Annotated in this window: 21 protein-coding genes and 1 tRNA gene; 3 read left to right on the forward strand and 19 right to left on the reverse strand. The window is 64.4% G+C overall.

The features are described from left to right. Positions 1-133: 133 nt before the first annotated feature. Together KB554_RS11355 and KB554_RS11360 are read left to right on the forward strand one after the other, a co-directional pair. Entirely contained in the window at positions 134-1,027 is an 894-nt protein-coding gene (locus tag KB554_RS11355) for an endonuclease/exonuclease/phosphatase family protein (protein WP_141428515.1), read from the forward strand. Positions 1,028-1,171: 144 nt separating this feature from the next. Next, the gene (locus KB554_RS11360) at positions 1,172-2,341 is read left to right on the forward strand and encodes an FN3 domain-containing metallophosphoesterase family protein (RefSeq protein ID WP_211036214.1); all 1,170 of its coding nucleotides are present in this window, start codon (positions 1,172-1,174) and stop codon (positions 2,339-2,341) included. Positions 2,342-2,456: 115 nt separating this feature from the next. Here the strand turns inward: KB554_RS11360 and KB554_RS11365 are convergent, their stop codons facing one another. Continuing rightward, positions 2,457-3,002 (reverse strand): RNA polymerase sigma-70 factor, encoded by a 546-nt coding sequence (locus KB554_RS11365; RefSeq protein ID WP_141428517.1) that lies wholly within the window; start codon positions 3,000-3,002, stop codon positions 2,457-2,459. A 367-nt stretch (positions 3,003-3,369) separates the two neighbouring features. Here KB554_RS11365 and KB554_RS11370 point away from each other — a divergent pair, with 367 nt between their 5' ends. Continuing rightward, positions 3,370-3,624, forward strand: coding sequence for a tyrosine-type recombinase/integrase (locus KB554_RS11370; protein WP_211036216.1), 255 nt, complete (start codon positions 3,370-3,372; stop codon positions 3,622-3,624). A 61-nt stretch (positions 3,625-3,685) separates the two neighbouring features. On the opposite strand, the gene KB554_RS11375 is transcribed toward KB554_RS11370, so the two are convergent. The 18 genes from KB554_RS11375 to KB554_RS11460 form a co-directional block, all read right to left on the reverse strand. Next, positions 3,686-3,771, reverse strand: a tRNA-Leu gene (locus KB554_RS11375). Between the two features lie 48 nt (positions 3,772-3,819). Further along, entirely contained in the window at positions 3,820-5,712 is a 1,893-nt protein-coding gene (locus tag KB554_RS11380) for a S41 family peptidase (RefSeq protein WP_211036218.1), read from the reverse strand. Between the two features lie 71 nt (positions 5,713-5,783). After that, the gene (locus KB554_RS11385) at positions 5,784-7,766 is read right to left on the reverse strand and encodes a S46 family peptidase (protein ID WP_211036220.1); all 1,983 of its coding nucleotides are present in this window, start codon (positions 7,764-7,766) and stop codon (positions 5,784-5,786) included. After that, positions 7,763-8,359, reverse strand: a complete 597-nt coding sequence (locus KB554_RS11390) for a Maf family nucleotide pyrophosphatase (protein ID WP_211036222.1) — start codon at positions 8,357-8,359, stop codon at positions 7,763-7,765. Before KB554_RS11390 ends, KB554_RS11385 begins: the two co-directional genes overlap by 4 nt. Positions 8,360-8,432: 73 nt before the next feature. Further along, a complete protein-coding gene (locus KB554_RS11395) occupies positions 8,433-9,047 on the reverse strand; it encodes a fumarylacetoacetate hydrolase family protein (protein ID WP_211036225.1) in 615 nt (204 codons plus the stop codon). Continuing rightward, positions 9,044-9,364, reverse strand: a complete 321-nt coding sequence (locus KB554_RS11400) for a DUF3784 domain-containing protein (RefSeq protein WP_211036227.1) — start codon at positions 9,362-9,364, stop codon at positions 9,044-9,046. Before KB554_RS11400 ends, KB554_RS11395 begins: the two co-directional genes overlap by 4 nt. Positions 9,365-9,369: 5 nt before the next feature. Further along, positions 9,370-10,509: a lipid-A-disaccharide synthase gene (gene lpxB / locus KB554_RS11405; protein WP_141428526.1), complete on the reverse strand. Its 1,140-nt coding sequence runs from the start codon at positions 10,507-10,509 to the stop codon at positions 9,370-9,372. Continuing rightward, entirely contained in the window at positions 10,506-11,219 is a 714-nt protein-coding gene (gene trmD / locus KB554_RS11410; RefSeq protein WP_211036230.1) for a tRNA (guanosine(37)-N1)-methyltransferase TrmD, read from the reverse strand. Before trmD ends, lpxB begins: the two co-directional genes overlap by 4 nt. A gap of 21 nt (positions 11,220-11,240) precedes the next feature. Beyond that, positions 11,241-11,972 carry an ion transporter gene (locus KB554_RS11415; RefSeq protein WP_141428530.1) on the reverse strand — a complete coding sequence of 244 codons (732 nt, stop codon included), beginning with the start codon at positions 11,970-11,972 and terminating at the stop codon, positions 11,241-11,243. Between the two features lie 17 nt (positions 11,973-11,989). Further along, positions 11,990-12,739 (reverse strand): FkbM family methyltransferase, encoded by a 750-nt coding sequence (locus KB554_RS11420; protein WP_141428531.1) that lies wholly within the window; start codon positions 12,737-12,739, stop codon positions 11,990-11,992. Positions 12,740-12,743: 4 nt separating this feature from the next. Then, on the reverse strand, positions 12,744-13,412 hold the full coding sequence (locus KB554_RS11425) for an MBL fold metallo-hydrolase (RefSeq protein ID WP_141428533.1): 669 nt from the start codon (positions 13,410-13,412) through the stop codon (positions 12,744-12,746). A gap of 158 nt (positions 13,413-13,570) precedes the next feature. After that, complete coding sequence (locus tag KB554_RS11430) at positions 13,571-14,575, reverse strand: DUF4961 domain-containing protein (RefSeq protein ID WP_211036232.1); 1,005 nt, start codon at positions 14,573-14,575, stop codon at positions 13,571-13,573. A 12-nt stretch (positions 14,576-14,587) separates the two neighbouring features. Beyond that, complete coding sequence (locus tag KB554_RS11435) at positions 14,588-15,088, reverse strand: hypothetical protein (protein WP_141428537.1); 501 nt, start codon at positions 15,086-15,088, stop codon at positions 14,588-14,590. 108 nt (positions 15,089-15,196) lie between these two features. Further along, positions 15,197-18,004 carry a family 78 glycoside hydrolase catalytic domain gene (locus KB554_RS11440; protein WP_211036234.1) on the reverse strand — a complete coding sequence of 936 codons (2,808 nt, stop codon included), beginning with the start codon at positions 18,002-18,004 and terminating at the stop codon, positions 15,197-15,199. Positions 18,005-18,094: 90 nt separating this feature from the next. Further along, positions 18,095-19,501 carry a DUF5005 domain-containing protein gene (locus KB554_RS11445; RefSeq protein WP_141428540.1) on the reverse strand — a complete coding sequence of 469 codons (1,407 nt, stop codon included), beginning with the start codon at positions 19,499-19,501 and terminating at the stop codon, positions 18,095-18,097. 19 nt (positions 19,502-19,520) lie between these two features. After that, positions 19,521-20,510 (reverse strand): DUF1735 domain-containing protein, encoded by a 990-nt coding sequence (locus KB554_RS11450; RefSeq protein WP_141428542.1) that lies wholly within the window; start codon positions 20,508-20,510, stop codon positions 19,521-19,523. Between the two features lie 23 nt (positions 20,511-20,533). Next, the gene (locus tag KB554_RS11455) at positions 20,534-22,534 is read right to left on the reverse strand and encodes a RagB/SusD family nutrient uptake outer membrane protein (RefSeq protein WP_141428544.1); all 2,001 of its coding nucleotides are present in this window, start codon (positions 22,532-22,534) and stop codon (positions 20,534-20,536) included. Positions 22,535-22,562: 28 nt separating this feature from the next. Then, a complete protein-coding gene (locus KB554_RS11460; protein ID WP_141428546.1) occupies positions 22,563-25,673 on the reverse strand; it encodes a TonB-dependent receptor in 3,111 nt (1,036 codons plus the stop codon). Positions 25,674-25,700: the final 27 nt, after the last annotated feature.

Here is a 25,700-nt window from a genome sequence, read left to right on the forward strand (position 1 = left end):
GGCGGAGGCTCTCGTGCCTTGACCTTTGGCCGAGAAGTTCACCAAGAAATGCAATACGCTGTAAATAAGATAAAAACAAATTTAACCGAAAACTTTGATCCAATTTTATTTGGATTGTAACAGGAAACCGACTATGAAAAGAATACTGACAGCCGCGGCCTTGCTGCTCGTCGTCGCGGCCTGCAACGAGGACGAAAACTACAACGACAAATACGGCGACAAGGCGGTCATTCCGCCCAAGGGCCGGAGCCTGCGCGTGATGACCTACAACATTTACGGCGCCCGCGCCACGAGCCCTGCGAATGCGGCCGACCTGGATGCGCTCGCCGAGGTGATCCGTCGCCAAGACCCCGATTTCGTGACCCTGAACGAAGTCGATGTGTTCACCGACCGCACGGGCAAGGACGTGCACCAGGCCCGCGATCTGGCCGAAAAGCTCGGCATGGAGTGGCACTTCTCGAAGGCCATCGACCGCGACGGGGGCGAGTACGGCGACGCCGTGCTGTCGAAGTACCCGATCCTCGAAACGCGCAGCTACCGCTTGCCGTGCGCCGCCGAACAGCCCGGCGAAGACCGCGCGCTGTGCGTGATCCGCGTTCAGATCGACGGCAAGGACCTCTACGTCGCATCGACGCATCTCGACCACCTCTCGGGCGACGCCAGCCGGCTGGTGCAGGCCGCCGAGATCCGCCGCATCCGCGACACGGAGCTGGAGGGCGACCTGATCCTCTGCGGCGACCTGAACGCCATCCCGAGTTCGAACGTCATCGCCACGATGACCTCGTTCCTGACGAACACGGGGCCGATCGACCAGTACACCTTCCCCTCGGACGACCCCGACCGAAAGATCGACTACATCATGTACGCCCCGATCGAGCATTTCGGCGTGCAGAACTGCCAGGTCGTATCGCGGGGCGACCAGCAGATAGACGGCGTCGATGCTTCGGACCACCGTCCCGTGATCGCCGACATCCGCTTCCGGACCGACGAGGACATCTCCGGAGAAGACGGCGGAGAGGAGGAGTGACCCCGGGCCGGAGATCGGCTCCCGCACGCATCGTCCGGACCGCCCGCCGGGCAAACGGCCGGTCCGGATTTTTACCGTCTTCGCTGCGGGGACGTCCCGAAACGGCGGTCCCGGAGACGAGAATCTTACAAAAAACGGATAAACATGAAAAAAATCCTATCGACGATCCTGGCGCTGGCCGCGTGTACGACCCTCCTGGCGCAGGATTTCAAGATCACGCACGGCCCCTGGCTCTGCGACCTGACATCGGACGGCGTCACGGTGGTCTGGACCACCAGCAAACCCGCCCTTTCGTGGGTCGAGGTGGCCGAGGACGACGGGCGCAGCTTCTACGCCGCGGAACACGAACGCCGCTACGAGACCGTCGCCGGACGCAAACAGGCCCACAAAACGCTGCACAGCATTCGCCTGAAAGGGCTGCGTCCCGGTACGAAATACCGCTACCGCATCTTTTCGCAGGAGGTGCGCGAGTGGAAATACAACGACAAGGTCTGTTACGGCGACATCGCGGCGTCGAACGTCTATTCGCGCCAGCCGTTCGCCTTCAGGACCCTCCCCGCGTCGGGGTGCGACCTTTCGTTCGTCGTTCTGAACGACATCCACGGGCGGGCCGACTGCATGGCCGGGCTCTGCCGTCCGATCGACTTCGCACAGATCGACTTCGTGGCCTTCAACGGCGACATGTCGAACAGCACCGAAAGCCCCGGACAGCTCTACCGCGATTTCATCGACGCCTCGGTCGGGGCCTTCGCCTCCGAGACGCCGATCCTCTACAACCGCGGCAACCACGAAACGCGCGGAGTCTATGCCGACTTCCTCCAGGAGTATTTCCCCAAGGTCGGGGGCTGCTACTACAAACTCTACATGGCCGGATCGGTGGCGGTGCTCATGCTCGACTGCGGTGAGGACAAACCTGATTCGGATATCGAATACGGCGGGCTGGGAGCTTACGACGCATACCGCGAGGAGGAGGCTGCCTGGCTGCGCGAAACGGTCGCCTCGGAGGAGTTCCGCAATGCCTCGGCCCGCATCGTGCTGCTGCACATCCCGCTCGGGAACGGCACCTGGCACGGCAACATTCACCTCGAGGAGCTGTTCCTGCCGATCCTGAACGATGCGGACATCGACGTGATGTTGTCGGGACATACGCACCGTTACTCGTTCCGCCCGGCCAACGACGAAGTTCGTTTTCCGGTGCTGGTGAATGACAACGCGAGCCTGCTCAGGTGCGACGTCGGCGACGGCAGGATCACGGTCCGCATCTACGGGCCGGAAGGGACGGTGACCCACTCGCACGAGTTCCCGCTGAAATAGGGGCGGATTGTCCGTTCCGCCGGAAGAAGGGCAGGGGCCCGGCCATGCGGTCGGGCCCTTGCCGCATGCGGCGCCGCGGGAATCGGGGCGGATCTTCCGGAAAAAGAATGTGCGGTCAGAGGAACAGGCTGAAGAAGCCGCTGCGGCTCAGCCTGAGACGCAGCTTCGACAGGGCCATGCCGATGTGTTTCTCCACGGCCTTGACGCTGATGTTGAGCTGCTCGGCGATCTCGCGGTTCTTCAGTCCGGCCTTCCGGCTCAGCAAAAAGACGCGCCGGCACTGCTCGGAGAGCTGCGATACGCCGTCGTCGATCTCGTGCCGAAGCCACGAAAGGTCGAACTCCCCTTCGCAGCGGTCGGCGACCAGGCGGCGGACATATCCGTCGAGCGTATCGAGTCCGCAGGAGCCTTCGCCGTGCGACTTGCGGCTGCGGAGGCAATCGATGCTCCGGTTCCGTACGGCCGTCATCAGGTAGGGCAGCACCGGACGCGAGAAGTCGATCTCCTCCCGCCGTTCCCACAGCATCAGGAAGACGTCCTGCACGATATCTTCGGAGAGTTTGCGGTCGTGGACCAGCCGGAAAGCCCGGACGCACAACGTTTCGTAATGCGCCAGAAAGAATTGCCGGAAATCGGCCGAATGAGCGTTCAGGTTCTCCATTTTTTCAAATCCGGGCGGTCCGGACGACCGCAGTTTTCCGAATCCATTTTCAAATATACAAAAACTCGCTCACATACGGATGGCTTTTTCTATTTCAAAAACTTTAATTTTAGGTGAACGGTATGATAAAGCGGGATACGGAAGGATTCCCAAGCCTCTTTTTCCCCGATTCCGGAAAAGCGACGGATAAGTAGCGATTTGTTTTTCAATTTCTCCGAAAACGGATGAAAGCGGGAGAATGCGGTACGGAACGGCATATTCCGTTCTGTTCGGACGCTTTATTTGCCTGCTGCGACCAGAGGCGGCGCTCCGGTCTTCCTGACAGACGAAGGACTGCTTCGTCTGCGAACGGCCGGATACCGGAGCAGTGGCCGGAACGCTGCACGGACCGGGTGATCCGGCGCGCATCGCGGCGTGCGAACCGGTCTCGGCGCATACGGTCCGTCGATCCTTCGCCGCGAATCTTCTCAAGGCGAAAGATGTGCCTTTGGCAGCGATCTCGAAGGCATTGGGGCATAGCAAGATCGCGGCTGCGATGCGCTATTTGCGTGTGGGCGTGTGGGGCGCTCCGATTCTCGCCGGGAGCGGCTGCTTCAGACTGCCTGCCGGGGCTGACGACTGACCGGATTCCCGGGATTTCATTATACATAAAAGAAAAGGCGCTGATATTCAGCGCCTTTAAGTGCCCAGGACAAGACTCGAACTTGCACGAACGCAATTGTTCACTACCCCCTCAAAGTAGCGTGTCTACCAATTTCACCACCTGGGCTGACCTCCCGTTTCCGGGATTCGGTGTGCAAATATAGGGCATAAATTTTTATTCGCCAAATTTTTGGGCTGTTAATACTGCTTTTTTGTCGCACCCGGCCTTCTCCCCGTTTTCCGTCCCGGTCTCCTCCGGGGCGATGCCGCGGGGGCCGATCATGCCCGACGGATGGACGGAGGCGTTGCGGACGGGGCCTCTCGGCACGGCTCCGACGACTGCGGCGGAGCGTGTCGGGGCGGGTGCGGGAACGGCCGCCCCGATCAGTTCGAGCGCCTTGCGCAGGAGCGGTTCCCCGGGGCCGAAATCCTCGAACCAGCCGCTCTCCGTTTCGCTTACCGCGAAGTCGGGTTCGATGCCTGCGGGGTCCACCGTCCGCATTTCGGCATTGTATCCCTGAAACGTGATGGGGGCGAATTCGTAGTCGTATCCCTCCAGGTCCCGCCATTCGAAGACATTCATGCCGACGTTCTTGCCGTTGGTGCGTTCGCCGATGAGCGTGACCTCGAATCCGATGCCCCGCAGGCCGTTCACGAGCGCCTCGCTCGCCGAGGCCGTACTGCCGGTGGCGAGGACGAACAGGCGGCCGAGGCCGAGCGTGCGGTCCGTCAGATCGACGCCGTAATAGTCGCCGTCGTAGAATTTCTCGTAGAAACGTTCCGCTGCCGGGTCGTATTTCTGTCCGAAAAGCTCGGCGGTCTGCTCCCAGGAGGCCATGCACTCCTCGTTGTAGCGGTAGAACTGGAAGACTTTGTCCCGGCACGCCGCGCCGCCGATGCAGGAGGAGAGCATGTTCGACGAAATCACATGTCCGCCGCCGTTGTTGCGCAGGTCGAGCACGAGGTCGGTGATCCCCTCTTCCCTGAGCCGCTTTACGGCGTCCAGCAGATCGTCGTCGTAAGCCGCGTCGAAGCTCTCGTAAACGATATACCCCACCTGCGTTCCGTCGAGCACTTCGGCGCGGATGATCGGCGTCGGATCCAGCCGCTCGGCGGCGACCCGTACGGGGCGTGCATCGGCTTCGTTGCGCGTAAGCTCGACCTCCGCGCCGTCCGCCGGGGAGAGCAGGCTTGTGAAGATCGCGGCGTAGGTGCTTTCCGTGGGTGTCTTTCCGTCCACTTCGGCGATGATGTCGCCGCGCCGAAATCCCGCCCTCTCGAGCGGCGACCCGGGCAGAATGCTCGTCGGGCACAGCCCGATACCGCCCGTCGGGCGGCCGTCATGGTCGGTGAACGAGACGAGCGTGTAGCTGCCGATGCCGTAGCCCGGTGTCGGCGCGGGTTTCGTGATGCCGTGGTTCACGCCGCTCCGTGCGGCAGGGGCCTTCGCACCCGAGGCCGGGGTGCGGAGCAGGTAGGAGTAGAGACGGTAGCCTCCGCTCCGTTCGTCGTACTTCCTGTCGAGCGTGTTCGCGCTCATCCCCATCAGCGTATGGTGGACGAAGTTGTCGTATGGACCGGCGTAGGGGATCGACAGGTCGCGTTCCGCCTTCCGGTAGGCTTCGTTCCAGAGGTAGTAGCGCGCGAGCGCCGCATCCGCCCGGGCATTGACGGCAGGGCCGTCGGTCGGGGATCCCTGAATCACCTGGAAACTCGCCGGGAAGAAGTTTCCGGCCGTGATCCGCACGGTCGCCGAGCGGGCCGTGCTGCCGGTGTTGGGCGCCACGGCGATCCGGAGCGTCGCGTTTCCTTTGGGGCCCGATTCGGTGAGCACCTCGCACCACCCGGGAGCGCTGCTTTCGGCGGACCAGAGGGCGGGGGAGGTGAAGGTGTACGCTTTCTGCGCTCCCGACGCGGCGATTTGTTCGACCTCCTCCCAGGAGGCGTTCGCTATGCCGGTCCTGCCGGGCGCCGGGTCGTCGCCCGCGCCCTCTTTGCCGCAGGCCGCCGACAGGAGCAGCGGCAGCAACAGGATCGCGGTCCGTACGGCGGATGGGATCTGTTTCATGGGGTCTGTTTTCGGGTGTTCCGGGAGCAAGATAACGATTTTTCGCTTACGACCTCCGCTTCCGCGCCTTTTTACCTCCGGATTTTCATTTCGTCGAGAAGGTAACCGGCGCCGCCCACGCGGTCGATCACGAAGAGCACGTAGCGGATGTCCACGGCGATATTGCGGCAGATGTCCGGATCGAAGGCGATGTCGCTCATCGTCGAGAGCCACGTGCGGTCGAAGTTGATGCCCACCAGTTCGCCGCGGGCGTTCAGCACGGGCGATCCGGAGTTGCCCCCGGTGGTGTGGTTCGTCGCCAGGAAGCAGACCGGCACGGTTTTCCTGCCGCCGATCTCCACGCCCCAGCGGCCGTAGTCCTTCGATGCGTGGAGGTCGCGCAGCACCTGCGGGATGTCGTAGTCGTAGATCTCGGGGTTGTCCTTGGCGATGATGCCGTCGAGGGTCGTCAGCGGTTTGTGGTACTCTCCGTCTGCGTACCGGTATCCGGCCACCGAGCCGTAGGCCACGCGCAGCGTCAGGTTGGCGTCGGGATAGAAGGCGCGCTCGCGGTCCCATTCGCGCAGACCCCGGATGTAGAGGGTGTAGAGCTCGTTGAGGCGGCTGCTCGCGAGGTTGCGCAGCGACTTGGTCCCCAGCAGCCACGTGATGTGCGAAAGCATCCGCCGGGAGTCGTCGCGCAGCGCCGTGACGGCCGTGGTGTCGCGGCCGCTCCACACCCCGTCGAACACCCGTTCGGCGTAGGCTTCGGGCGATCCTTCCGAGGCCACGCCCCGCAGGAACGCGGGCGTCTGGTACTGCACCGGACAGCGGCGGGCGTACTCTCCGAAGAGGTATTTCCACTGCGCGCGTTCGGTGGCCTCGCGTCTGGCGAACACCGCCTCGGCGCGCTCCTCGGCGGTGTACTTCGCCGGCAGCGCGTAGATCGTTTCGGCGGTGATCTCGCGGGCGAAATAGGGGTCCGCGATGCGTGCGTACTCCTCGCGGAGCCGCTTCACGACGTCGCGGTATGCGGGTTTGTCCTGCGCCCAGGCCTCGAACGCCTCCTCGTAGGCGCGCTTGGTCTCCGCCGTGCCGCGGCGGCCGATGCCCAGCGCCTCGCCCTGCCACTTCTTCCAGGCATTGGCTATCGTGGCCTGCTTGGCGGCGTAGTGGATGCGCAGTTCGGGGTCGGACTGCTGGGCCTCGCGGATCAGGTCGAGACGGCCCGTGCGGATGGCGATCTTCGCCGGGTCGGAGCGCTCGGCGATGTAGCGCACGGCGTCCGAGAGGATGTACTCCTGCGTGTTGCCCGGGAATCCGTAGATCATCGTGAAGTCGCCCTCGCCGACGCCTCCGGCCGAGACGGTGAAGAACTTTCCGGGGCGGTAGGGAACGTTGTCGGGCGAGTAGGCCGCCGGTTCGTTGTCCTTCGAGGCGTAGATCCGGAAGACGGAGAAGTCGCCCGTGTGGCGGGGCCAGATCCAGTTGTCGGTGTCGCCGCCGAACTTGCCGATCGACGAGGGCGGCGCGGCCACCAGGCGCACGTCGTCGAACTGGCGGTAAACGAACAGGAACTGCTGGTTGCCGTAGTACATCTGCTCGACCGAGGCCTTGAAACCCTTGCCTTCGGCCTCGGCCCGGCGGACGATCTCCTCGGCCGTCTCCCCGGCCTTCAGGCGGTCGGTCACCTCCTCCATGCGCACGAGGAAGCGGACGTTGAGCCCTTCGTTGGGCAGCTCTTCGGCCCGCGACATGGCCCAGAATCCGTGCGTGAGGTAGTCGTGCTCGACGGTCGAGTGGCGCTGGATGGCGTCGTAGCCGCAGTGATGGTTGGTGAGCAGCAGCCCTTCGGGCGAGACCAGCTCGCCCGTGCAGCCGCCGTCGAAGAGCACTACGGCGTCCTTCATCGAGGCCTGGTTGATCGAATAGATGTCTTCGGCCGTGAGGCGGAATCCTTTCGAGCGCATGTCGTCGATGCGCTCCGAGATGAGGCTCGGAAGCCACATGCCCTCGTCGGCCAGAGCAGGCAGGACAGCGAGGGCCGCGAACAGGGTCAGCAGCGTGCGTTTCATTCGTTGAGAAATCGGGTTAGTTCGACATATACTTTCTGGATGGGAAGTCCCATGACGTTGTAGAACGAGCCTTCGATGCGCTCGATGGCGGCATAGCCGATCCACTCCTGGATGCCGTACGACCCCGCCTTGTCGAAGGGGCGGAAGGCGTCCACGTAGTAGGCGATCTCCTCGTCGGCGAGCGGGCGGAACCAGACCGAGGTGTGCGCTTCGAAGGAGTGCATCCTCCCGGCCGTGCGGAGCGTCACGCCCGAGACGACCGTGTGGCGGCGTCCCGACAGCCGGCGGAGCATCCCCGCGGCGTCCTCCCGGTCGCGGGGCTTTCCGAGCACCTCGCCGTCGAGCACGACGACCGTGTCGGCCGTCAGGAGAATGTCCCGTCCGGAGAGCGGCGCGGGATAGGCCTCGCTCTTGAGGCGCGAGAGGTAGAGGGGAACCTCCTCGGCCGCGAGGCCGGCGGGATAGACCTCCGCGCAGTCGAACCTCGGGGCGAGTTCGTAGGGAAGTCCGCAGCCGGTCATCAGTTCGCGCCGCCGCGGCGACTGCGAGGCCAGCAGCAGGCGGTAATTCCGGAGTTGTTCGTGAAGCAGCATGTTCGTGTCGTTTTTCCTTTCGGGTGTTTTCGTATCCGTATTCGGGTTCCGGCTTTTCCGTGCCGGGCGTCGGTCAGCGGATGTCGAAGTCGAGCATTCCGTATCCTTCGAGCGTCGCGCGCAGGTTGTCGCCCGCCTGCACGGGGCCTGCGCCCGCCGGGGTTCCGGTGAAGAGCAGGTCGCCCATGCGCAGTGTCATGTACTGCGACACGGCGGCGATGAGCCGGTCCACCGGGAAGAGCAGCTCCCGCATGTCGCCCGTCTGGCGGCGCTCTCCGTTCACGTCGAGAGCGAAGCGGAGCCGTGCGACGTCGCCTCCCGCCTCCGCGAGCCGGACGAACCGCGGCGGGAGGGCTATCGAGTGGTCGAACGCCTTCGCGCGCTCCCACGGCAGCCCTTCGGCGGCGGCCTGCCGCTGCAGGTCGCGGGCCGTGAAGTCGATGCCCACCCCCACTTCGTCGTAATAACGGTGCGCGAACCGTTCGGAGACGGCCCGTCCGACGCGGCTGATGCGCACGATCAGCCCGCAGGCGGCATGCACCTCCCGCGTGAAGCGGGGAATGTAGAACGGGTCGTTGTTGCGCAGCATCGCCGTATCGGGTTTGAGAAACCAGACGGGTTCCGCCCCGGGTTCCGCTCCGTTGCCGCCGTGCGGCGGGTAGTTGCCCTCTATGCAGATGATCTTCATCGTTTCCGTTCGTTGTGGTCGTAGCGCTGGGCACGGACCACCATCCAGATTACGTAAACCGGCAGGTAGATGACCAGAATTACCGGCAGGGCGTCCTGTTGGTCCGTCAAGGCGAGCGTCGTGGCGAGCAGTATCCATAGACACCCGATTATCACCAGATGCCGCTGCACGAACGACGAAAGTCCTTCGATGTCCACGTTTTTCCGTTTTTCCTCCGGCATGGTATTGTATCCCGAAATGAGCATCGGGAACCGTTTTGCCAGCAGGCCGCAGACGATCAGGAGCGTCCCGGTTAGAAGGTGGGGTAACAGTTCCATGCCAGTTATTGTTTTGTGTCGTCTCGCAGTTCCCCGACCATCCGCCGGGCGAAGCGTTCGCTGGCGCCCGGGCCGCCGATCACGGCGCGCAGTTCGGCCAGGTCGGCGAGCATCCGCGCGCGTCCGGAGCCGCCCGGCAGAATCGCCCGCAGCTCCCGCTCGGCGCGTTCGATGGAGAGGTCCGACTGGATGATCTCGGCGACGGCCTCACGGCCGAGATTGAGGTTCACGAGCGACACCCAGGGGACTTTCAGCACGTAGGGTTGCAGCTTGACCTGGAACCAGAGCGTGCGATAGACGACCACCTCGGGCGTTCCGAGCAGGGCCGTTTCGAGGGTCGCCGTCCCGGAGGTCACCACCGCCGCTTCGGCCGCGGCGATCGTCTCGTAGGTCTGGTCGCAGACGCAGCGGATGCCGCTTCCGGCCAGGTAGCGGTCGTAGAGCGCGCGTTCGAGCCACGGAACGCCCGTCACGACGAACTGGTATTCGGGAAAGCGTCCGGCGAGCCGCACCATGAGCGGCAGGTTGTCGCGGATTTCTCCCCGGCGGCTTCCGGCCACGAGGGCGACGATCGGACGGTCGTCCAGCGCGTGCTTCCGCCGGAACTCCGCGGGCGACGGCAGCGACGGCCGCCGCGCCTCGATGGCGTCCACGAGCGGGTTGCCTTCGAAGACGGGCCGGATGCCGTGGCGGGGGAAGTAGTCCCGCTCGAAGGGGAAGATGACGAACAGGCGATCTACGTATTCGCGGATCGCCTTCACGCGCCACTCGCGCCACGCCCACACCTTCGGGGCGATGTAGTAGAAGACCCGGATGCCGTGCTCCTTCGCCCAGCGGGCCATCTTCATGTTGAATCCCGGGTAGTCCACCGCGACGAGCACGTCGGGCCGCCATGCCGCCACGTCCTCCTGGCATTCGCGCATCTGGCGGCGGATCGTGCGGAGGTTCTTCAGCACCTGCACGATGCCGAAGAACGAGGTTTCGCGGTAGTGCTTGCGCAGGTTCTCCGCGCCGCCCGCCGCGGCCATGCGGTCGCCGCCCCAGAAGCGGAACTCCGCCGCGGGGTCGGCCTTTTTCAGCCCTTCGATCAGGTTTGCGCCGTGCAGGTCGCCCGAAGGCTCCCCGGCGATGAGGTAGTATTTCATCTTTCCGGTGTTTTGGGGGCCTCGTTCCGGTTTCCGTCGTCCAGCAGGTCGGGCCGCAGCCGTTCGGTGCGCTCCCACGCCTGTTCGTCCTGCCAGCGGGCGATCCGGGCGAAGTCGCCCGACAGCAGCACGTCGGGAACCCTCCATCCGCGGAATTCGGCGGGCCGCGTGTAAACGGGCGGCGCCAGCAGGTTGTCCTGGAACGAGTCGGTCAGAGCCGAAGCCTCGTCGCCGATGGCTCCGGGAATGAGCCGCACCACCGAGTCGGCGATGATGCAGGCGGCCAGCTCGCCGCCGGTCAGCACGTAGTCGCCGATCGAGATCTCGCGCGTTATGAGGTGCTCGCGGATGCGGTGGTCGATGCCCTTGTAATGGCCGCAGAGGATGACGATGTTCCCGAGCGTCGAGAGGCGGTTGGCTTCGTGCTGGTCGTAGCGGACGCCGTCGGGCGAGGTGTAGATGATCTCGTCGTAGGTGCGTTCTCCCTGGAGCTTCTCGACCAGTTCGAACACCGGCTCGCACTTCATCACCATCCCCGCCTCGCCGCCGAACGGGTAGTCGTCGGTGGTCTTGCGGCGGTCGTGGGCGTAGTCGTGCAGGTTGTGGACGACGATCTCGACGAGCCCCTTCTCCTGCGCCCGCTTGAGGATGGATTCGTTCAGCGGCGAGGCGAGCAGGTCGGGAACGGAGGATATGATGTCTATTCGCATCGTTGTCGGACGTTTTGGGTGTTACTCTTTCTTGTTTTTCTGTTGCAGCAGGTTGATGAACGACGAGCTGATGATACCGGTCGGGATGGCGATCATGGCGATTCCGATCAGACTGATGAGGCTGCTCAGAAGTTTCCCCAGCGGGGTGATCGGGTAGATGTCGCCGTAGCCGACCGTGGTGAATGCCACGATGGACCACCACAGGCCGTCGCCGATATTGGCGAACGCTTCGGGCTGGGCGTTGCGTTCGATGTAGTACATGAGGATCGCCGAGAAGCAGACCATGATGCCGCAGGCGGTATAGGCCGTGACGAGTTCCTCGCGTACGGCCGAAAGGACCTCCCCGATGAACCGGAACGAGCGCGAGTGGCGGATGAGCTTGAAGACGATGAAGATGTATGCCAGCGTGATGATGTGGACCGAGGGGGTGTCCTTGAAAAGATAGACCAGCAGGAAGGGCAGCACGGCCACGAAGTCCACCGCGCCGTAGAACGAGAAGAGGTAGCGGACCCGCGCCCGGAACGGGCTTCTGCCGGGGTAGCGGGCCGGAGCCGCGACGATGCGCAACACGTATTCGACCAGGAAGACGAACGATGCGAGGTAATTGATCCCGAAGAGCAGGTGGCGGTAGGGGCGCATCGTTTCGAACGAACTGCCGATGACCGCCGCGATGGAGGCCACGATGAAGAACATTACCGTGTAGTGGAACGGTTTGCCCGTCAGGATGCGCTGGAGCCGGTCGTACTGGTGCATGTCGGTCGTGTTTGTCGTTACCGGTCCTCGGGGCGTTCCGCGCCGGGCCGGAAGATGATGTCCTTCGTGCTTCCGGGGCTCAGGGGAATCTCGCGGCCGCGGTCGAGCGTGTAGCCCGCATAGCCCAGCCGGGTGAAAAGGCGGACGATCCGCGGCCGGTTTTCGCCGCCCGTCTCGATGAGCACCGTGGGGCGGAAGCGTTCGAGTAGCGGCCGCATCTCCTCCATGACCACCGCCTCGTACCCCTCGATGTCGCACTTGATGAAGTCCAGGCGCGGCAGGCGGGCGAACAGCTCGCTGCCGCGGCGCATTTCGGCCGTGAATTCCACGTCGCTCCGTCCGCCGCCCTCGTTCACGAAATTCCGGCCCGTGCCGAAGTAGCCGTTTTCGCGTGCCGAGTCGTTGCCCATGCGGACCGGACCGGCGGCCGCCCCGAGCGCGAAGGGGAGGATCTCCGTGTTGCCGCACCGGCGGAGGTTGCGGCTCAGCACCTTGCGGATCGGGGCTACGGGTTCCACGGCATAGACGCGGCCTGCGGGGCCTGCGAGGCGGGAGATCGTCCGGGCGTAGTAACCCAGATTGGCGCCGATGTCGATGCACGTGTCCCCCGCGCGCACGAGCTGCGGCAGGTGGTAAACGTACTCCGTCTCGGGGGCGCGGCGGCCCAGTCCGAGCCGCTGCCAGAGGAAGAACAGGCGGCTCACCGCCCGGAGATAGCCTTCGAGCGGGAGCGTGCGGTAGAGGATGCGGTGGAGCGTCTTTTTCAAACCGTCAGTTTTTGTAGTTCACCTCGTCGTTCAGCACCTCGACGATGAAGGGGTTGTAGAGTGTTTCGTGGCCGATGGTCGTCTCCGGACCGTGACCGGGATAGACGTGCACCTCTTCGCCCAGCGGAAGCAGCGAGTCGAGGATCGAACGCATGATCCACGAGTAGTCGCCGCCCGGCAGGTCCGTGCGGCCGATCGACTCGCGGAAGAGCGTGTCGCCCGTGAAGAGCGCTTTCGCCTGCGGCTCGTAGAACGCCACGTGGCCCGGGGTGTGGCCCGGGGTGGGGATCACGCGGAGGGTCGTCCGTCCGAAGCGGATTTCGGGCGTGCCGTCGAGGTCGATCTCCGCCGGGGGCATCGCGCCCACCTTCACGCCGAAGACCGAGCCGCTCGCCGAGGCGTTGTCCAGCAGGAAGCGGTCCTTGCCCGAGAGGGCGAAGGGAATGCCGTAGCGCTCCTTGAGGTGTCCGACGCCCAGCGTGTGGTCGAAATGGCCGTGGGTGTTGATGGCCATGACGGGTTCGAGCCCGTGTCCGGCGATGAAGTTGTCCAGCGCGGCGTCCTCGCGCGGCGAGGAGTTCCCGGCGTCGATGACGACGCACTGCTTCGTGTCGTCCCAGACGACATAGGTGTTCTCCTGTATGGGATTGAATTGCAGGCAGGCTGTTTTCATGGCGTGTCGCGGTATTTTTCACAAAGGTAGTGTTTTTTGCCGGATTTCGTCCGCCCTCCGCTTTTTTCGCCGCCGCATGGCGCGGCGAAGCCCGCCCCGCGCGATGCGGAGCGGGCTTCGGACGGGGCGGCCGGGCATCCGGCCGGACCCGTGCGCCGTTATTCGGCCGACTGCTCGACGAAGAACTCCCCGCCGCCGTTCTCGTCGTCCATGACCGCGATGCTGCCGTCGGCGTTGATGAAGTGGAAGTGCAGCTCCTCGATCACCGCGTCGTTCGGAAGTCCGAAGAGGTCCTTCGGCCAGAAGAACTTCTCGAAGCGTCCCTCGACGGGCGTCATGCGGTTCTTGTCCCCGGCGGTCTTGATTTCGGTCCTTTGTCCGCCGTCGTGGACGGCCGTGCCGCAGAGGTAGATCTCCGGAGCACCTTCCAGCGCGGTTCCGGAGGGCGAGAAGGTGATGCCGAACACGTCGCCGTAGCGGAACACCGAGGGGGTCGTGGAGAACACCCTGTCGGAGACCGTGAGGGGCTTGAACTGCGCGTCCGCATGGCGCTTCTCATCGACGCTGAGGCCGTAGCTGTCGTATCCGTAGCTGTACCCCAGGTAGCAGGTGAGCGGTTCGGAGCCGGTTTTCAGCCGGATGTTCACGTCGGCGTGCACGGGATTGAACTTGGTCTCCGTGTTGTCCGGGTTGGTGATCTTGTCCCAGATTTCGAATGCGGTCGAGGAGCGCCATACGACCCATTCCATCTCCGTCTGCTCCGGGAGGCCGGCGTTGTCGCCCAGCCCCATGACCTGCATGAAGGCTTCGCTCCACGGCTTGCCCGTCTTGGGGTCTTTTTCCCCGGCGGGCATCGGTTCGAGCGGTTCGTTCACGACTTCGGGGTCCCCGTTCTTGTTTTGGCTGTAATCCTTCGTGGTCACGCTGAGCGATGCGGTCTCCGCGGCGTTCCACGCCTTCGGGACGAGCATGGCGAAGACCAGACGTCCCTTGTCGTTCGTGCCCGGCTCGACCCGCAGCTGGGCCGTGATTTCGATTTCGGAGCCGGGCAGGGCCCGTTCGGGCTGGCTGATGTTGTCGAAGTAGAGGCAGGAGACGACGAACAGCGGCAGCGCCGCGGCGAGCGCGCCGAAAAGCAGCTTATGTTTCGTGATTCTTTTCATGGTCGGAAGGTGTTAGAGGCTCTTGAATTTGTATTTGTAGGTCAGCAGGCGGCTGTCCAACCGGAACTCGGTGGTGAATCCGTCCTGTTCGAAGGTGGCCAGCACGGTGTCCGAATCCTTGATGCGCAGCACGTTGGGTGTCACGTCGGAGTCCAGTTCGCAGGCGATCGGCCCCCCCCCTTCGGGTATCAGTCCGGCGAAGGGCGAGAAGGGCACTTCGTCGTTTTCGAATACGACGGTGGTTCCCAGCGGCGAAACGTTGAGCGTCATGCGCAGCGGGGAGAAGTAGTCCAACTTGCCGGAAATGTCCAGGCCGTTCGTGTTGTCGGGGGAGCACAACAGCACCTTGTCCAGCCGGTAGGTGACGGTGTAGGTCTCCGGGTCTTCGCCCGAGGGCGGGGTGTTGTCTTCCGGCTTTTCGACCGGAATGTACGGGAGCGTCGTCTCTTCGTCGCATGAGGAGAATGCACATGCGGAGAGCGCGGCGGCGATCATGATGACGTATTTTTTCATAGCGTATTGATTTTTGGTATGTTCGGTTGGTAGTGCCCCCTTGCCCGGGGGCCGGGGTGTTGCGTTGCGTGTTCCGGGTCTTCAGAGCGTCATAGGCGAAAGCGGTTTTTAAGGGTTCGTTTTTCGGTGGGCGGGTCGTATCTTCGGGCCGTCCGCGGACGGGGTTTCCGTCCCGGGGGCCGCGTCGAGGGCGAATGTCAGGCGGTGGCGGCCGCTCTCCAGCTCCAGTTGCGGCTGTGCGGGGTCGCCCCGGCGACCGTTGTGGCGCAGCGCGCGCGTTCCGTCGGGCACGGCGGCCGCGGCGGTGACGCCCGGGGGCAGCACGACGTCGATGCGGAGCGTGCCCTCGTCGAGCCGCCAGCCGACCTCGATCCGTCCGTAGGGCGTCTCCTTGGCGATCCGGCACCAGGTGACGCCCGCGGGAATCTGCGGGTCGATCCGCACGTGCTCGTAGCCGGGGTGCGCGGGGTCCGTGCGCAGCCCGCCGAGGGCCTGGTAGAACCACGTGCCGATGCCGTTGTAGCAGTTGTGCACGCGGCTGCGCTCGCCGCTCCAGTATTCCCACGTCGTGGTCGCGCCGTGGTCGATCATGTGCAGATAGCCCGGGTAGTCGCGCTGTTTGAGCATCCGATAGATGAACTCCGGGCAGCGCTCCTCGATGGCCCAGCGCGTGATGAGCGGCACGCCGACCAGTCCGCCGCCGATGTGGTCGCGCATCGCCTCGCGCGTCAGGCGGAAGAGCCTTTCGCGCACGGCGCCGCGGAGCGAGTCGGGGGTGGCCCCCACCAGCATCGGATAGACCATGTCGAGCTGCGAGCCGGTGGCGTAGGTCTGCGTCGCGGGGTCGTAGAACCGCGCGTGGATCGTGCGGTTGAGCGCCTCGCGGCGCGCCTCGAAGCCGTCGGCCTCGTCCGGGCGGCCCGTCAGGCGGGCCATCTGCGCCATCCTGGCGTAGCAGTCGCTGACGAAGCAGTTGTTCACCAGCGATACGGAGGCTTCGTTGCCCGTATCGACGCCCCGCGGCGCGAGCCAGTCGCCGAGGAACCAGTCCCGGTAGGGGGTGTCGGGCCATCGGGTCAGCAGGCCGTCGCGCATGTGCCGCTCGACGTAGCCGATCCACTCCCGCATGGCGGGGTAGTGGCGCTCGACGAGCGAGGGGTCGCCGTAGTTGAGCCACGTCTGCCACGGGGCCATGACCAGGAAACCGCACCAGTAGGGGCCTCCTCCGCCCGCCCCGACGTTGGGGGCCACGTGCGGCAGGCTGCCTCCCGGACGCATCGCGTCGTCCCACGCCTGCACCCAGTTGGCGTAGAGCGGGGCCACGCCGTAGAGGGTTTGCAGGATCTCGGTCGAGGAGTTGCCGTCGCCGCCGTATCCCGCGCGTTCGAGATGGGGGCAATCGACCATGTAGCCGTTGTAGGCCAGACACGCCAGCGTGCGGGCGATCATGTCGTGGATGGCGTTCAGGTCGGCGTCCGACGAGGCGAACTCCGCTTCCGGACGGTAGTCGGTGCGGATCGCCAGCGCCCGGAAATCCTCCCGGCGGGGCGTCCGCGTCAGTCCGCGCACCTCGGCGTAGCGGAAGGCGTGGTGGTTGAACTTGTTGGTGAAGCGTTCGCCGTTGCGGTCGCCGCAGGCGATGTAGGTGTCGCGCTGCCGCTGGTCGGCGAGGCTCCCGTCGAGCTCCGTCGCATCGCTGTACGCGATCTCGACGCGCGCGCCGGGGAGCAGCTCTTCGAAATCGGCCTCCAGCCATCCGGTGACGACCCGTCCGAAGTCGAGCCGCCAGACGCCGGGGGCCGTTTCGCGCAGTTCGTGCGGCAGCAGCCGCTCCTGCACGCGGTCGGGCTGGACCGTCTGGGGCGTTGCGCGGTGGCCGGGCTTGTCGCGTGCGATCACCGGCCGCCAGTCGAGCGCGGCCAGATCGTCCGGAGCCATCGAGCGCGGGTTGCGCCGCGCATCGACCTCCTCGCCGCCGAAGTCGAGGGCGTTCCACGACCCCGTGTCGCGGTAGCCGCTCAGCGCCGCGCGCCAGGAGAGGTCCGTGCGGCAGACGGTCTGCCACGTGCCGTCGGTCCGCGTGTCGATCTGCGCCCGCACGAGCGGTTCGGTGTAGGGCTCGTCGGGCTGCCAGCGGCCGAACGTGCCGCGTTTGTACCATCCCTGTCCGAGCCAGATCACTACCTCGTTCACGCCTTCGCGCAGGTAGGGCGCGGCGTCGTAGGTCACCCACAGCGAGCGTTTGTCGAGCTGCGAGAGGGCCGGAGCGAGGCAGGCGTCGCCCGCCTTGCGGCCGTTGATCCAGACTTCGTGGTAACCCAGCGAATTGACGTGCAGCAGGGCCGCATCCCCCGTTTCGGGGAGGTCGAACCTCCGGCGCAGCAGCACGGCCGTGGCTCCCGAGCCTTCGAGGCCGATGAACCGTCCGGCGACGGCCGCCGGGTCCGTGAGGCCGACGCCGAAGCGGGCGATCGGGGAGACGACGCGCCTGCCGCCCTTTTCGGTGCGGACCGTGACGCGCCACCAGCACTGCGTGCGGGCCCCGAGCGGACGGCCCCCGTAGGGAACCGCCACCGAGCGCGGGGAGCGCACCTCGCCCGAATCCCAGAGGTCGGCCTTCCCGGCGGCGAGCAGCAGGCTGTCCGAGGCGACCTCGATGCGGTAGCTGCGCTGCGCGTCGCCCTGCCGGCCGGAACGCAGTTGCCACCCCAGCCGGGGCGCGGCGACGCCGATGGCCGGCGGGTCGGTCAGCCCCTCGCACGTGAGCCGTTCGAGGCGGGGCGTATCCCGCCGCTCCGGCCGCCGGGAGGTCTCCCGCGGTTCCGCTTCCGGAACCTCGCCGGCCGGTGCGGCTGCGAACGCATCGGCGGCGGTGAGGCCGAGCAGCAGGAGTGCGTATGGAAGGATTCTCTTCATCGGTTCGAGTCGTTTTCGGTCCGTTCCGCCTCCGGGCCGGGCAGCCGCGTTCCGGCCGCCCGGCGGGGGCGTACGTTGAGGGGCCTGCCTTTATTCTGCGCCTTCCGTTTCCGTGTCGGGTTGCGTTTGTCCGTCGTCCTCCGTATCCGTGTCGTAAACGTGTTCCCAGTTATAGACGCGGAAGAAGAACGGACGGTAGAAGTCGGCGCTGCCCACGCGGTTGAAGTTGTCCCAGAAGTTGTTCGGATCGCTGTTGGTCGAGAAGACCAGCTCGCCCTGCCGCGAGAGCGCCGGGTGGAGGTTGATCATGTACCAGCGCTGGGGATAGGGGTTGCCCAGCTTGTCGAGCGTGGCGGGCAGCGTGAAGAGCAGCGTGCGGTCGGTGAAGGGCCCGTAAGGCTTTTCGCTGCGGTAGATGTAGATGTCGCGGCCGAAGGGGAAGCCCTCCATGCACATGTAGTAGGTTCCGTCCTTCTCGAACACCCACGGCATCGACCCCGACTCGGCGGTGATGTACGAGCGCTCCATCTCCTCGTCGGTCGGCACGGTGCTCTGCCACTGGTAGTCGCCGCTCAGGTCGCGGATGTAGTAGCTCCACGGGCTGCCCAGGTCGAGCGTCTCGGTGCGGGCCACCAGCACGCGCGAGACGAGCCCCTCCTGCTTGGTCGTGTAGAGATAGATGTGCCCTTCCTTCGTGTCCTCGAACATGGTCGAGCCGTAGCCCAGCCCGTCGGCCTTGAAGTCGTAGTCGGTCGAGAGTACCGACATGTAGGTGTCGTCGCCGGGCTCGCCGTCGAGCGAATACTCCCGCAGGCAGCCGTCGATGTTCTTCAGTGCGCCGGGTTCCACGCCCGTCCAGAGCATCTGCAGGATCTTTCCGCGAGCCGGATCGTCGTAGATGACCGCGTCGCCGGCCCAGTAGCAGAAATCCTGGTCGATCTCGCCTTTCTCGATCTCCTCGTCGGAGAGCGAGGCTTTCGGGTGGCGGATATGCGTGCGGGCCTGGTAGTAGCGGTCTGCCGAGGGATCGGTCGTCTGCACGTAGTCGGCCAGCCATACCAGGTCGTCGTCGGTTTCGGTCCCCGAGGCGATCGTCGCGCCTTTCTGGATCATGAGGCTGTTGCGCGGGAAGCTGCATGCGCCCCGGGCGCGGGTTTCGCCGTCCACGACGCCGTAGAAACTGTCGTTGAAGGACCAGAAGACGTTGCCGTCGGGCAGCGCCGTGGTGAGCACGCCGTCGCCGCCGTTCCACCCCAGCGTGCGGGTGAACAGCGCGTCGTAGCGCTTGTCCTTGTAAACGAAGACATGCGGGTCCTGACCCCCTTCGTCGGGCATCAGTTGGAGGTTCCACGACGGGTCGATCGTCGGGGGCGTCAGCGCCTCGGGCGCTTCGGGCGCCTCGTCGTAGGGGATCGCCGGGTTGTCGAAGTCGTTGCATGCGGCCAGCGAGCCTGCGCACAGGCCGGCGGCGCAGAGGGTGATGATATGTTTTTTCATGGTTCGGTGCGATAAAGGTTTAGTATTCGGTGCGGGTCATCGTTTCGCGCACCTCCTGCCAGTTGTTGCCCGATTCGGTGGCGTACTTGTAGCGGTAGTAGAGGTAGAAGGTTCCCGTCGCGGGGTCGTAGGCGCTCACGTCCGTCGGCGAGGCGCTGACGGAGATGGCGTCCTGGCTGTCGAGATAGGGTTCTATCGTTACCTTCTGCATGGGCACCGTCTCGTCCGTGAGTTCGCCCTCGACGTAGATCGGCACGTTCACCCACGTCTCGGGATCGACCGTGATGCGGATGCTGTTGTTGCGGATGTCGAGCGCCTCGGTCTCCGCCGTGGCGCCCGGGAGGATGCGGATCGAGTGCTTGCCTACGGGAGTGACCAGCTTCGAGGAGTTGATCGCCTGACGCCGGGAGTCGGAGCCGAAGATGTTGTCGATGACCCAGCCCGACTGCGTGGTTCCCGTCATGGTGTAATAGGTGTCGCTCTTGGTGGTGGCGTAGTCGTTCTTGCGCAGGATCTCGAAGAGCACGTAGTTCTTCGTGGTCGAGGCCATGCAGGAGGAGACGGACTCGATGCGCAGCGGGATGAAGTAGGTCTCGTCGGGCAGCAGCTCGTCGATCCGGACGGTGACGGGCAGCAGCTCGGAGTTGGTCCCGGCCTTCATCTCGACGCTCATGGGGTCGATCGTGTAGTACTCCTCGGGGAGCTCCAGCGCATAGTCCTCGAACTTGGTGTCGAAGTTGCGCTTGTTGTACTCGCCGATGGCCTCGTGGTCGAGGGCGAAGGTCACGGTGACATTCTCGTCGAGGCTCGTCGTGCCGCTGGAGTAGATGGCCAGCTTGCCTTCGCAGCCCTCCTCGCCGTATTCGAACTCCTGGCCGAGGATGTTGTTCTCGCCGCTGACGATGAAGATTTCCTTGCGGTAGAGCTCCTCCTTGTAGTATTCCATTTCGCACGAGGCCAGGAAGGCGGCCGCCGCGGCGAGGAGCGTTATTTTGCTGAATGCTTTCATTTGCGGATGTTTTTAGGAATTGACTATTTCTCCCAGCCCGGGTTCTGGTCCAGGCTCGGCACTTTGCGCAGCTCGTCGCGGTGCAGCGGCATGAACATGTACTTGGACTTGAACGTGCGTTCGCGGATGGTGCGGTACGAGATGATGGTCGGCGAGTAGAATCCCTCCCACTTTTCGGCATCGACGTTCAGGCCCGTCAGCGGTTCGCGCTCCAGCTCCTCGAAGATGCCCCACCGGCAGATGTCGTAGTAGCGGCGGTTCTCGTGGAGGAACTCGACCATGCGCTCGCGCTGGATCAGCTCGTTGAAGGTCCCGGGATTCGCCAGCTCGGCCGCCTCGGCTCCGGGCAGTCCGGCGCGGTAGCGCACCTGGTTGAAGGCTTCGGCCATGGCGCTCTCGTCACGCGAATAGCTCTCGCCATTGACCTCGTGGGTCGTCGTCAGGTTGTTCAGCGCCTCGGCGTAGGAGAGCAGGATTTCGGCGTAGCGGATGATCGGGAAGGTCTTCGTCACCGTGCGGGCGTTGCTGCCCGTGCGGGCGTCGCGCGGGTGGACGTACTTGCGGCAGGTGTAGCCCGTCAGGTTGTAGATGTTCGTCACGCCCGCCTGGTTCTTGCCGGCGTTGGCGCCGTTGTAGTACTCGACGATCTGGTTGCGCATCTCCTCCGAGGTGGTCGATTCCATCTGCCAGAGGGCGCCCGAGAAGCCGATGCTCGCATAGAAGCGCGGCTCGCGGTTGTCATAGGCCTTGTACGTGCCGCCGGGCAGGCGGTAGTTCTTCGAGAGCTGCTTGTCGGCCGTGGTGACGCAGGTCTGGTCGTAGGGACGGTCCTCGTAGGGATACTCCGCGCTCGCGTTGTGGATGTCGCGGCCGTCGGCCATGCGGTAGGCATCGACGATGCGCTGCGGAATGCTGATCGAGCTGTTGCCGCCCAGTTTCAGGGGAAAGACCACGTCCTGCTGGTCGGTGACGTTCTGCGTCGTGCCCCAGATCAGCTCGGGGTTGGTCACGTTGGTCGTCTCGCCGGTGAACATTTCCGAGTAGGAGCGGAAGGGGTCGATGCCGCCCGCACCCTGCGGGAAGGCGGCCGAGGGGACGTTCGCGGGCAGGGGCACGGTGTACTCGTCGGCCGGAACCGTGTGCAGGCGGTAGATGCCCAGATCCATGACGCGCTTGGCGGCGGCAGCGGCCACGGCCCACTTGCGCTCGTCGTAGGTCTGCGAGACGTAGTGCACGCCGTCGGACTTGCGCTTGAAGTCGCCGAAGTAGCGGTGCGCGGCCGTCCCGCCGTTGAAGAGCGGGCTGGCGGCCTGCAACCGGAGGCGCGCCACCAGCGCCAGTGCGGCGCCTTTGGTCGGGGTTCCGAAGAGATCGAGCGGCTGTTCGGTCTCGAGGTTCTCGGCCGCGGCCTCCAGCTCCGAGCAGATGTAGTCCACGCACTCGTCGTAGGTGCTGCGCTCGCGCTGGTAGTAGTCGGGCGTGGCGTTGGTGTCGTAGACCTGGTCGCCCACCAGGATCATGGGACCCTGGTTCTGGAGAATCCGGTAGTAGGCGTAGGCGCGCAGGAAGCGGCAGCGGGCGCGGAACTCCATCTTGTCGAAGGCGTTCATGTCGGGCACGTCGTCGATGTGGGGCAGCATGGTGTTGATCTTGCGGATCACCTTGTAGCATTTGGGCCATACGTTGAAATCCCAGTCCCAGCCGCCCGTGGACGTGTAGGAGATTTTGTCGGTGGTCAGCTCCGTGCCGGGGAACGAGACGTCGAGGATGCCGTTGTAGAAGGTTCCGCAACTGACGGCCTCGTCCGAACCGGTGGCTCCCGGCTCGCTGCACCAGTAGTACATGCGACCCTCCTTGGGCAGCTCGTTCACCGCGCCGTTGAAGTAGCGCTCGATATTGTACTGGCTCTCGAAGATTTTCTCTTCGGAGAAGGTGTCCTCGAAATAGTCGTCCACGTTCAGGAAGTCGCACGAAGTGGCGAGGCTGCCGGCCAGGGCGAGGGATATGATGAATGTCTTTTTCATGTTCGATGGTTGTTGGAGAGGTTCCGGATTAGAAGTTCAGGTAAATCTGCAGCGAGAAGCGGCGCGGGATGGGGTAGGCGTGTCCCGTGTCCATGGCCTGCTCGGGATCGAAGATGTCCACTCCGTCCCATACGGCGAGGTTCTCGCACATGACCTGGAAGTCGATCGACTGCAGGCCGAGCGCCTTGCGCAGTCCCGGCGTGCGCAGGTTGTAGTTCAGGCTCAGCTCCTGCAGGCGCAGGTAGCGGGCGTTGCCCTTCCAGAAGGTCGAGGGTTTGGTGTTGTTGGCGTTGTTGCCGTAGGAGAGGCGCGGGAAGCGCGCGTGGGGGTTCTCCGTGGCCTTGTTGCCCGAGTATTCGGCCGAGGTCCAGCGGTTGGCCGGATCGTAGGCCAGCGTCAGCACGTTGCCCTTGTAACCCTGGTTGAAGGGGATGTAGCCGTCGAATTTCGAGCCGTCCTTGCCGCCGTAGAGGAAGTAGTTGTTGCCCGTGCCCTTGAACAGCACGTTGAGCGTCCAGTTCTTGTAGCGGACCTCGGCGCCGAAGCCGTACATGAACTGCGGGACGCCGGAGTAGGCGAACAGGGGCACCTGGTCGTCGTCGGTGATCACGCCGTCGCCGTTCACGTCCTTGTACTTGATGTCGCCGGGACGCACCGTGCCGAACTGTTCGGGCGACATGTCCACGTCCTGCTGGTCCTTGAACAGCCCCAGCGCGACGAATCCCCGCTGCACGTCGTTCGAGAACCCGGTCTTGCTCAGGTAGGGATAGGGCTGCGTGGCCTCCTCCCAGTTGTCGATCTTGTTCTTCGAGAGGGTGAAGTTGCCTCGCAGGGTGAAGTGCGCGTTCTTGCCGATGGGCTGGAAATACTCGAAGTTGCCGTCGCCGCCCCAGGAGGTCATGCCGCCGACGTTGCCGTAGGGCATGGTGATCACGCCCACGTAGTCGGGAATCTGCGCGCGCTGCTGGAAGATGCCTTCGCGGCGGTCGCGGAAGTAATCTACGGTCATGGTGAACTGTCCGCCGAAAAGGTGGAGGTCCAGACCGATGTCGAGCTTCTTGGCCTTCTCCCACATGAGGTTGTCGGCGCCCACGCGCTCCTCGGTCAGTACGCCCGAGCCGCCCCACGGCGTAGTGTCGGTCGTCTCCTTGATGATCGTCAGGTAGGGGAAGCGCAGGTTGCTGATGCGGTCGTTGCCCACCAGACCGTACGAGGCGCGGATCTTCATGAACTCGATCCACTTGATCCGCTTCATGAACTCGTACTGCGTGGGTACCCATCCCACGGCCACGGCCGGGAAGAAGCCGTACTGCTTGCCGCTCTGGAAGTTCTCCGAACCGTTCAGACCGAAGTTCAGGTCGAGGAAGTAGGTGTCCCTGAAGCCGTAGGTGAAGCGGCCCGAAAGGCTCTGGTAGCGCTTGGCGATGGCATTCATCGAGCTGTCGGCGCCCGATTCGGTGGTGCTTTCCAGATAATAGAAGAGCAGGCCGCCTACGCGGTGGTCGCCGAAGGCGCGGTCGTAATTGACTTTCGCGTCGAAGTAGAGCTTGCGCCAGTTCCATGCCTCGGAGTTGTACTGCACCGACTGTTCGGTGACCTGCTGCGAGAGCATCAGCTCGCCGTTCTGGTTGCGCTCGCGGGCCAGATAGAGGGCCGGCATCGAGTAGCGGCTTTCGCCGAAGAGCGTCTGGGAATCCCACGAGCCGGTGGCCTGTACGCTCAGCCCCTCGGTAATCATGTTCAGATCCTGCTTGACACCGATGTTGAAGAGCGTGCGGCTCTGGTTCTCCACCGTGTTGCCCGTGTAGTTGAGCAGCACGTGGGGCGGAATGTCGCTGTCCGAACCCGAGGCGGGCAGCTCGCCGCTCGAATAGCGCAGCGGGTACATCAGCGGCGTGGTCTTGGCCTGCGAATCCCAGAGCCAGTTGGTCAGGGGCGTCTGGATCGACTCGGCGCGGCTGTACGGCTTGCCCATGCTCGGGCGCTTGCTCACCGACATGAAGCCCGTGGCGCCCAGATAGACCTGCGTCGTTTTCGTGAGGTTGATGTCGATGTTGGTGCGGAAGTTATAGGTGTCGTAGCCGACGCCCTTGCTGTATTTGCTGTCGTCGAGGGTCTTGTAGGCCGAGCTCTCCTGCGACATGCCCAGGCTGGCGAAGTAGCGTGCGACGCTGCCGCCGCCCTGCGCGCTGACGTACTGCGTGTGCTGGAACGACGTGGGGTTGAGGATCACGTCCTGCCAGTCGATGTCGGGATAGAGGTCGGGGTCCAGTCCGTAGCGGATGATGTCCATCTGCGTGTTGTCGTAGATCGGGCTCAGTCCGTCGGCCGCGGCCGCCTCGTTGGCCATTTCGGCATACTGTATGGCGTTCACGTACTTGGGCAGGCGGCGCAGCTCGGAGATGGTGTAGTTCGAGCGGAAGGTGATCTTGAGTTGTTCCTCCTTGCCCCGCTTGGTGGTCACGAGCACCACGCCGTTGGCGCCGCGGCTGCCATAGACGGCCGTCGCTGCGGCGTCCTTGAGCACCGAGAAGCTCTCCACGTCGGCCGGGTCGATCTGGCTGAGGTTGCCCTCCAGACCGTCGATGAGCACGAGTGCGCCGCTGTTGGCGCCGAACGTGCCGATGCCGCGCACCCAGAATTCGGAGATGTTCCGGCCCGGCTCGCCGCTCGACTGGACGGAGATCACGCCCGGGACGCGGCCGCCGAGGGTATTGACGATGTTCGTCGCCGGCAGCTCGAGGTCCTTGGTGTCCACCACGGCCACGGCGCCCGTCACGCTGACCTTGCGCTGCGTGCCCATGCCCACGACGACGACCTCTTCGAGTTCGTTGCCCTCCTTGAGGGTGATCTTCACGTCGTCGTCCGAGGTGAGTATCTGTTCGACGGTCTCGTAACCCACGAACGATACGACCAGCGTGTTGTAGAGTTTGGCCTTGAGCGTGAAACGGCCCTCCGAATTGGTGATGTTGCCCGTGCCGGGCTCGTCCTTGATATAGACCGTGGCGCCGACGATGGGCATGTCGTTCGAATCGACGACCTGACCGTTTACCGTGATCGCCGGCTGCTGTTTGTTCTGGGCGCCCGCCTGCACCGCGAAGGCGAACAGCAGGACGCATATCGTTAGAAATCGCTTCATGTCTGTTTGGGTTTGTTGAATGGGACC

Origin of the sequence: Alistipes sp. Marseille-P2263 (assembly GCF_018101075.1) — a bacterium.
Taxonomy (GTDB): Bacteria; Bacteroidota; Bacteroidia; order Bacteroidales; family Rikenellaceae; genus Alistipes; species Alistipes dispar.